7 protein-coding genes are annotated in these 6,328 nt (G+C 50.9%); 3 read left to right on the forward strand and 4 right to left on the reverse strand.

What is annotated here, in order from left to right; all coding sequences use genetic code 11:
- Window positions 1–174: 174 nt before the first annotated feature.
- Both glpK and glpF read right to left on the reverse strand, forming a co-directional pair.
- A complete protein-coding gene (glpK, locus tag A7090_RS24165; RefSeq protein ID WP_000136804.1) occupies window positions 175–1,683 on the reverse strand; it encodes a glycerol kinase GlpK in 1,509 nt (502 codons plus the stop codon).
- 22 nt (window positions 1,684–1,705) lie between these two features.
- Window positions 1,706–2,551: a glycerol uptake facilitator protein GlpF gene (gene glpF, locus A7090_RS24170; RefSeq protein ID WP_105275787.1), complete on the reverse strand. Its 846-nt coding sequence runs from the start codon at window positions 2,549–2,551 to the stop codon at window positions 1,706–1,708.
- Window positions 2,552–2,975: 424 nt separating this feature from the next.
- Here glpF and zapB point away from each other — a divergent pair, with 424 nt between their 5' ends.
- The 3 genes from zapB (at window position 2,976) to fpr (ending at window position 5,366) form a co-directional block, all read left to right on the forward strand.
- Window positions 2,976–3,221: a septal ring assembly protein ZapB gene (gene zapB, locus A7090_RS24175; protein ID WP_001296623.1), complete on the forward strand. Its 246-nt coding sequence runs from the start codon at window positions 2,976–2,978 to the stop codon at window positions 3,219–3,221.
- Window positions 3,222–3,512: 291 nt separating this feature from the next.
- Window positions 3,513–4,523: a class II fructose-bisphosphatase gene (gene glpX / locus A7090_RS24180; RefSeq protein WP_105275788.1), complete on the forward strand. Its 1,011-nt coding sequence runs from the start codon at window positions 3,513–3,515 to the stop codon at window positions 4,521–4,523.
- 96 nt (window positions 4,524–4,619) lie between these two features.
- Window positions 4,620–5,366 carry a ferredoxin--NADP(+) reductase gene (gene fpr, locus A7090_RS24185; protein WP_105275789.1) on the forward strand — a complete coding sequence of 249 codons (747 nt, stop codon included), beginning with the start codon at window positions 4,620–4,622 and terminating at the stop codon, window positions 5,364–5,366.
- 4 nt (window positions 5,367–5,370) lie between these two features.
- Here fpr and uspD read toward each other — a convergent pair whose 3' ends face one another.
- Together uspD and A7090_RS24195 are read right to left on the reverse strand one after the other, a co-directional pair.
- Entirely contained in the window at window positions 5,371–5,799 is a 429-nt protein-coding gene (uspD, locus tag A7090_RS24190) for a universal stress protein UspD (protein WP_105275790.1), read from the reverse strand.
- A 26-nt stretch (window positions 5,800–5,825) separates the two neighbouring features.
- Window positions 5,826–6,125 carry a DUF406 domain-containing protein gene (locus A7090_RS24195; protein ID WP_105275791.1) on the reverse strand — a complete coding sequence of 100 codons (300 nt, stop codon included), beginning with the start codon at window positions 6,123–6,125 and terminating at the stop codon, window positions 5,826–5,828.
- Between the last annotated feature and the right edge of the window lie 203 nt (window positions 6,126–6,328).

Genomic DNA, 6,328 nt, shown 5'->3' on the forward strand with positions numbered 1-6,328 from the left:
TCTCCGGTGTTGGAGTGAACATATCAAAAACAGGCAGATACACAATTTAAATTACAGTCTCAAATAGGCGCCTTGCGGCGCCTCAGATTGTTGACAACGTGCACTTTGTTCATGCCAGATGCGGCGTGAACGCCTTATCCAGTCGCATCAGGCAATCGGTTCAGGTGCCTGATATTACTCGTCGTGTTCTTCCCACGCCATCGCGCGTTTGACCGCTTTTTTCCAGCCTGCGTAACGGTAATTACGCTCGGTGGTTTCGATGCCTGGACGGAACTCGCGCTCAATCACCGCTTTCTCTTGCAGTTCGTCGAGATTCTGCCAGAAGCCTACTGCCAGACCAGCAAGATAGGCCGCACCCAATGCGGTGACTTCGCGAACTTCCGGGCGCTCAACGCGCGTGCCGAGAATATCGGACTGGAACTGCATCAGGAAGTTATTCGCCACCGCACCGCCATCCACGCGCAGGGCGTGCAGACGAATGCCGGAGTCGGCCTGCATCGCTTCCAGCACGTCACGCGTCTGATAAGCAATAGACTCCAGCGTCGCGCGGATGATGTGGTTAGCGTTCACCCCACGAGTCAGACCGAAAATCGCCCCACGTGCATACGGATCCCAGTACGGCGCACCTAGCCCGGTAAAGGCCGGAACGACATACACACCGTTAGTGTTTTGTACTTTGGTTGCAAAGTATTCGGAATCGTAGGCGTCGTTAATCAACTTCATCTCATCGCGCAGCCACTGAATGGATGCGCCCGCCATAAACACCGCACCTTCCAGCGCATAGTTTACTTCGCCAGTTGGGCCACAGGCGATGGTGGTCAGCAGGCCGTTTTCTGATTTCACCGCTTTCTCGCCGGTATTCATCAGCATAAAGCAGCCAGTGCCATAGGTGTTCTTCGCCATCCCTTCTTTCACGCACAACTGACCAAACAGCGCAGCCTGCTGGTCACCGGCGATCCCGGAGATTGGAATACGCGTGCCGCCTTTGCCGCCAATGTTAGTCTGACCGTACACTTCGGAAGAACGACGCACTTCTGGCAGCATCTCGCGCGGAATATCCAGCACCTCCAGCATTTTGTCGTCCCAGTCCAGGGTATGGATGTTAAACAACATGGTACGAGAGGCGTTGGTGTAATCGGTCACATGGACACGGCCCTGAGTCATTTTCCAGATAAGCCACGTATCAACCGTACCAAACAGCAATTCACCACGACGCGCACGCTCGCGAGAGCCTTCCACATGGTCGAGGATCCACTTCACTTTGGTGCCAGAGAAGTACGGGTCAATCACCAGGCCGGTGTTGTTACGAATGTACTCTTCCATGCCATCGCGCTTGAGATGCTCGCAGATCTCGGCAGTACGACGGCACTGCCAGACAATGGCGTTATAGATAGGCTTGCCGGTTTCTTTTTCCCAGACAATCGTGGTTTCACGCTGGTTAGTTATACCGATAGCTGCAATTTGATCGGAACTGATATCGGCTTTCGCCAGCACTTCTACCAGCGTGGAGCTTTGGGTGGCCCAGATTTCCATTGGGTCGTGTTCTACCCAGCCCGGTTTTGGGTAGATTTGCTCAAATTCGCGCTGCGACACGCTAATGATATTGGCATCGTGATCCATTACGACCGCGCGGGAGCTGGTGGTGCCCTGGTCGAGCGCAACGATATATTTTTTTTCAGTCATGTTTAATTGTCCCGTAGTCATATTACAGCGAAGCTTTTTGTTCTGAAGGAGTTGTGGTTTCCTTTTCTTCCACAACACAGATATCGCAAGGCAAATGGCGACCAATCAGTTTGCGGTAGGCAAATGCACCTACAATCGCACCAACGATAGGACCAAAAAGCGGCACCAGGAAGTAAGGAATGTCTCTGCCGCCGGTAAAGGCGACATTGCCCCAGCCCGCCAGCCAGGCAAAGACTTTCGGACCGAAGTCACGCGCTGGGTTCATGGCAAAACCCGTCAATGGGCCCATAGATGCGCCAATGACCGCAATCAGTAGACCAATCAGCAAGGGAGCTAAAGGGCCGCGTGGTACACCGTTGCCATCGTCCGTTAACGCCAGGATCAGCCCCATCAGAATAGCGGTAATCACCATCTCAACTGCGAAAGCCTGCACAAAATTGATATGAGGATTAGGGTAAGTAGAGAAAGTGCCTGCCAGATCAACACTTTCAACGCTGCCGCGAACAATTTGATGAGTCTGCTCGAAGTCGAGGAATAGATTGTAGTAAAGCCCGTAAACTAAAGCCGCAGCGCAGAAAGCGCCGGCAACTTGTGAAACGATAAAAGGAATAACTTTGCGCTTGTCGAAACAGGCAAACAGCCACAATGCAATGGTAACCGCGGGATTAAGATGCGCGCCGGAAACCCCTGCGGTCAGGTAGATGGCCATCGCCACCCCCAGTCCCCAAATGACACTGATTTCCCACTGACCAAAAGACGCACCAGCGACTTTAAGTGCAGCAACGCAACCCACACCGAAAAAAATCAACAACCCGGTACCGAGGAATTCAGCAATGCACTGGCCTTTCAAGGTTGATGTTTGACTCATAATCGGATCCTAAAGAGTTAATGTTTGTTGTATGCGTGAAAGTCACGGACCTCCACGATGCTTGTAGGCATGCTGTAAACTTATCGTTAACGAGCAAAAACGAGAAATATCGAACTTAAAATGTGTGTGCTTCGTCATAAAATGAGCGTTATCGCGCCATTTATGCCGTCTGATTGTACGTGATGCATGTTTGGTGGATCATTCATGTAACAAATTTATTAACATTTTCTATTGGTATGACTTATGTCACCAGGAGAAGGATGAAAAGTGTGGCAAACAGTAATCTGCAAGGCGTGCCGCTGGACAGCGATGGCGCGGCTTCATACAATCGGAGCTAACTAAAGTGCGCTCGTATTTATTAAGGCGTCACCGGTAATCGGGACGAGGATTTTTATCCATCAACGCCTTGCAATTCAGGAGAGGTATGACGATGTCATTAGAAGTGTTTGAGAAACTGGAAGCAAAAGTACAGCAGGCGATTGATACCATCACTCTGTTGCAGATGGAAATCGAAGAGCTGAAAGAAAAAAACAACTCACTGTCGCAGGAAGTTCAAAATGCCCAGCATCAGCGCGAAGAGCTGGAGCGTGAGAACAACCATTTGAAAGAACAGCAGAACGGCTGGCAGGAACGTTTGCAGGCCCTGTTGGGTCGCATGGAAGAGGTTTAATCTCTTCCCCACAGAGGCGCCGCAAGGCGCCTGAGAATGATGACAAACGCAAAATTGCCTGATGCGCTACGCTTATCAGGCCTACGTAATCTGTTTTTGTAGGCCGGATAAAGCATTCACGCCGCATCCGGCATGTCGCAGTTTTTGTAGGCCGGATAAGGCGTTCACGCCGCATCCGGCATGGCATGTCGCAGACTCTGAAACCGTGCGGGGGTAACCCCGCACACATCAATAATCCCGCCCTTCCCCTGTGCTACACTTCGCGCCATTCCTTACTGCTTAGAGTTTGCTATGAGACGAGAACTTGCCATCGAATTTTCCCGCGTCACCGAATCTGCGGCGCTGGCTGGCTACAAATGGTTAGGACGCGGCGATAAAAACACCGCTGACGGCGCAGCGGTTAACGCCATGCGTATTATGCTCAACCAGGTCAACATTGACGGCACCATCGTCATTGGTGAAGGTGAAATCGACGAAGCACCGATGCTCTACATTGGTGAAAAAGTCGGTACTGGTCGCGGCGACGCGGTAGATATTGCTGTTGATCCGATTGAAGGCACGCGCATGACAGCGATGGGCCAGGCTAACGCGCTGGCGGTGCTGGCAGTAGGCGATGAAGGCTGCTTCCTCAATGCGCCGGATATGTATATGGAGAAGCTGATCGTCGGACCGGGAGCCAAAGGCGCCATTGACCTGAATCTACCGCTGGCAGATAACCTGCGCAATGTGGCGGCGGCGCTCGGCAAACCGTTAAGCGAACTGACGGTAACGATTCTGGCGAAACCACGTCATGACGAAGTTATCGCAGAAATGCAGCAACTCGGCGTGCGCGTATTTGCTATTCCGGATGGCGATGTTGCGGCATCAATTCTCACCTGTATGCCAGACAGCGAAGTTGACGTGCTGTACGGTATTGGTGGCGCGCCGGAAGGCGTAGTTTCTGCGGCGGTGATCCGCGCATTAGATGGCGACATGAACGGTCGTCTGCTGGCGCGTCATAACGTCAAAGGCGACACCGAAGAGAATCGTCGCATTGGCGAGCAAGAGCTGGCACGCTGCAAAGCGATGGGCATTGAAGCCGGTAAAGTATTGCGTCTGGGCGATATGGCGCGCAGTGATAACGTCATCTTCTCTGCCACCGGTATCACCAAAGGCGATCTGCTGGAAGGCATTAGCCGCAAAGGCAATATCGCGACTACCGAAACGCTGCTGATCCGCGGTAAGTCACGCACCATTCGCCGCATTCAGTCCATCCACTATCTGGATCGTAAAGATCCGGAAATGCAGGTACATATTCTCTGATTGATTTGATCGATTGAGCCTTCCAGTCCTTCGGGACTGGAATTTTTTTGTTCGGAGAACGAAGATAAGGCAAGTCAATCAAAACAGGAAAAAAACATGGCTGATTGGGTAACAGGCAAAGTCACTAAAGTGCAGAACTGGACCGACGCCCTGTTTAGTCTCACCGTTCACGCTCCCGTGCTTTCGTTTACTGCCGGGCAATTCACTAAACTTGGCCTTGAAATTGACGGCGAACGCGTCCAGCGCGCTTACTCCTACGTTAACTCGCCCGATAATCCCGATCTGGAGTTTTACCTGGTCACCGTCCCCGATGGCAAATTAAGCCCGCGACTGGCAGCACTGAAACCGGGCGATGAAGTGCAAGTCGTTAGCGAAGCCGCTGGCTTCTTTGTGCTGGATGAAGTACCGGACTGCGAAACACTGTGGATGCTGGCGACCGGTACAGCGATTGGCCCTTATTTATCGATTCTGCAACTGGGCAAAGATTTAGATCGCTTCAAGAATCTGGTTCTGGTGCATGCCGCACGTTATGCCGCCGACTTAAGCTATTTGCCTCTGATGCAAGAACTGGAAAAACGCTACGAAGGGAAACTGCGCATTCAGACCGTGGTCAGTCGGGAAACGACGGCGCGGTCGCTCACCGGGCGGATACCGGCGTTAATTGAAAGTGGTGAACTGGAAAACGCGGTTGGCCTGCCGATGAATAAAGAAACCAGCCATGTGATGCTGTGCGGCAATCCACAGATGGTGCGCGATACGCAACAGTTGCTGAAAGAGACCCGACAGATGACGAAACATTTACGTCGCAGGCCGGGCCATATGACAGCGGAGCATTACTGGTAAGCGATTACTTATCGATAAACGGCACGATGAGCAAATCCGCTTTCAACTTATTGATCATCCCGCGGTATGCCGGCATCAAACGGTTGATAAATGAGTGGTGATGACCACAGACAAGGAGGTCGCACTGCTCTTTTTGTATCACTTCCAGCAGTGTTTCCGGCATTTCTCCGCGTTCAATACACAGTTTTGTCTTCGGCCATTGAATACTTTTCGTCAGTTTATACAGCTTGTTATCCGACTTATTCTTCAACAATTGAAGAATATCTTCTGTTGCAGGGAAGTAGATCCCCGGATACAACTCGCTTAAGCCATCATCAATATGAATTAACGTCAGGTGAGCGTCATTATGTCTGGCGAGCTCCAGGGCTTTATTCACCATTAAGGCATCTTCTTCATTCCCGGAAATTGCCACACCAATGTGTTTATAAGCCATGTTTAACTCCTTCTAAAGCAACTCCATCAAGCTAACGAACGCAGTGATAACTCAAAAATAATCATCTCAGCCTGGCATGAGAAGGTGAAGGCCGCATCAAGCTCAACTTGCCCTTCCAGATCCTTAATCTTATAGGCCGCGCTGGCCCCTTCATCTGCAGAGGATGCAGCGGCGGCAAGCTCTTTCAGTTTGGTCATAAAGGACTCTGCTTCTTCGCGGGTGGCAAAAAAGCGCGAAAACTTACTGGTACAGTTGTCGTTATCAATCACCGTACCGATATCAATCGCACATCCTTTAGTACTGCATTTATCTACGACATCTTTCATCGGGCACCTCTGTATATTCGCCTCTCTGTCGAGTACGAATTAAGAATAATGCGCCGTTAAGGGAAGAACAAACAAGTAATGATCTTATGGATTACCATTTTTATTGATATTGCTTAAGGTGAAGAGATCATAAGGATTTTCGGTGATGCTGCCAACTTACTGATTTAGTGTATGATGGTGTTTTTGAGGTGCTCCAGTGGCTT

This window comes from Escherichia sp. MOD1-EC7003 (assembly GCF_002965065.1).
Classification (GTDB): domain Bacteria; phylum Pseudomonadota; class Gammaproteobacteria; order Enterobacterales; family Enterobacteriaceae; genus Escherichia.

Bases quoted from the DNA above. Each gene is read 5' to 3' on its own strand.
- glpK (WP_000136804.1), bottom strand. From the start codon at position 1,683: ATGACTGAAAAAAAATATATCGTTGCGCTCGACCAGGGCACCACCAGC.
- A7090_RS24195 (WP_105275791.1), bottom strand. From the start codon at position 6,125: ATGAAAGATGTCGTAGATAAATGCAGTACTAAAGGATGTGCGATTGAT.
- fpr (WP_105275789.1), top strand. From the start codon at position 4,620: ATGGCTGATTGGGTAACAGGCAAAGTCACTAAAGTGCAGAACTGGACC.
- uspD (WP_105275790.1), bottom strand. From the start codon at position 5,799: ATGGCTTATAAACACATTGGTGTGGCAATTTCCGGGAATGAAGAAGAT.
- zapB (WP_001296623.1), top strand. From the start codon at position 2,976: ATGACGATGTCATTAGAAGTGTTTGAGAAACTGGAAGCAAAAGTACAG.
- glpF (WP_105275787.1), bottom strand. From the start codon at position 2,551: ATGAGTCAAACATCAACCTTGAAAGGCCAGTGCATTGCTGAATTCCTC.
- glpX (WP_105275788.1), top strand. From the start codon at position 3,513: ATGAGACGAGAACTTGCCATCGAATTTTCCCGCGTCACCGAATCTGCG.